Source organism: Candidatus Kurthia intestinigallinarum (assembly GCF_003991225.1).
Lineage (GTDB): Bacteria > Bacillota > Bacilli > Bacillales_A > Planococcaceae > Kurthia > Kurthia populi.
On record NZ_JTFC01000216.1, the window covers coordinates 1 to 1598 of the forward strand.

Below are 1598 nucleotides of genomic sequence, written 5' to 3' on the forward strand. Positions count from 1 at the left end.
ACGTATATGAAAAAAATCAATAAGGAATCATGTGAAATTGCTGTTACGGGTGAAAATGTAGAAGATACTATTGTTGTTATGTCTAAAAGGGATTATGACGCTATGCAAGAGACATTAAGTGTCCTTTCAAATAAATATGTAATAGATAAAATTAATCGTGGAGATAATCAATTTAATTCTTATAAAGGTGGGTTTGGGAATGAAAATGATTATTAGAAAAAGCCTTGAACTCCAAAAAGTACTCAATCCCAATGCTATATTGTATATCTATCATTCAAAATTGGAGACGTCTATAAAAAAATAGGTAAATAATATAAACAAACGAAAAGATAGCAGAAATGCGGAGAAAGCTATACTTGTTTAGCTACTCAATTGGGTGTAAGTAAATCACTTGTAGAACATATGCTATCTGGTGAACTTGTCACAAAACTTACTGAAATATTCCAAGTGTCGGTTGGAGGTTTAACAAAAAGTTCTACTGAAAATGACACACCATTTCAACTGGAAATAAGGGAACGATTAACAAATCGGAAATCTAAGCGTACATTTGAGGCTACATTATTTGTTATAAGGATAGCGTCATAAAAATGCAGATTTACAACGTTAAGCACGATGTAGTATTATCAAACAATTTATATAACAACGATAAGGAATAGCTATCTTATAACCGACGGATTTTGGTACAACATCTTTACGCTGCTAAAAGTAGCTATATTTTGAGCATAATTCATTTCAAAATACTGTTCAAAAAAAACATCTTAATAACTAGCGTTAAGAAGATTCTTTATCGTTGTAAATCTGCGAAAATCTGACGGTACCCCTAGAAGTAAACATTAATCGAATTTCATATAATAAAACCTCATATCTTTAAAATTTCTCCTTACAAAGTTATATATGCTGATAAAATATATAACTTTTCAATCGCTCATCGTCATACGCCTAACACAAATTACTTTGCATTTGTGTGCTGCGATGATGATTCGCTCGTTAGAAAAATATGAAAATCTCAGTCATAAATTATTTAAAGATGCAGCAGCACTGAAATAAAAATTTGTGAAAATAAATTAAAAGTATAGAAATAAATCTAGCTCATTTAAAAAGTCGTTGGATCAAATGTCAATGAAATAAGTTGATGTGGTTATCGCTCGCTGTCACACGAAATCACAAAAACTACTTTGTGTTTTTGCACTTCGGTGATTACTCGCTTAATGAAAAAACGGAAAAATTGATTCATCTTTTTCAATAAAAATAAGTCAATGTTGCCTAGAAAATGAATCACAAATTCAAATCAATTAAAGTGAAAACTGAATCATCTTCTATTTAAAATTCGCCCCATCAACCATAAAAATATCGGGTGGAACTTCTCACTTTTTCATGCTCTGACTTCGCCATGCGCGTGAAAAACTTTGAAGTGTTCAGCTCAAATTTGAAATCAATTTGATGTGATTTTTGTTTCATAAAACGAACCAAAAACAATCAATTTCAACTCAAATTTTTACGCATTTCCATTTCAAGTTTTCGGATTTTTCTACATCATTCTTGCGATAATATCACCGCAATTCTGTGCAAAAAAATAATGAAATCTTTTCATATGGACA

1 protein-coding gene is annotated in these 1598 nt (G+C 30.7%); it reads left to right on the top strand.

Going from position 1 to position 1598, the window contains the following annotated elements:
- Positions 1-216: type II toxin-antitoxin system prevent-host-death family antitoxin (locus QI30_RS19965; RefSeq protein ID WP_126992161.1), on the top strand; the 216-nt coding region annotated here is incomplete at its 5' end.
- Positions 217-1598 lie beyond the last annotated feature (1382 nt).